The following is a 330-nucleotide window of genomic DNA, read 5'->3' as shown; positions in this document are numbered from 1 at the left end:
GTTGTAGATAAGACTGACCTATATAATCCAAGGTGAAGCGACTGTGGTTTGAAGCGATTTTCAAAGAGTATAGGCTAGAGAGTGTTGTGTTTTTATGTCCTTCTAGTAGAAAATGCTAGACAGAAGAATGGGGAACTTGGATAGGAAAAATAGATTGAGAAAGGAGGTTAGAAGAGATGATTATTACAAAAATTAGCCGTTTAGAAACTTATGTGGGAGTAAATCCACATTTTGCAACATTGATAGATTTTCTAGAAAAAACAGGACTAGAAAATGTAACAGAAGGTTCGATTGCTATCGATGGTGATCGATTGTTTGGGAATTGCTTTA

General features: G+C 35.5%; 1 protein-coding gene. It reads left to right on the top strand.

Features of this window, described 5'->3' with window-relative positions:
* Nucleotides 1-176: 176 nt before the first annotated feature.
* Nucleotides 177-330, top strand: a 154-nt coding sequence (locus tag HT721_RS10910; protein WP_173229837.1) for a YhcH/YjgK/YiaL family protein, incomplete at its 3' end; no start/stop codon positions are given.

It is taken from the genome of Streptococcus sp. 4094 (assembly GCF_013277125.1).
In the GTDB taxonomy this organism is placed as follows: Bacteria; Bacillota; Bacilli; order Lactobacillales; family Streptococcaceae; genus Streptococcus.
Note: the sequence above shows the minus strand (reverse complement) of the source record. Positions and strands in the feature narration are given on the sequence as shown.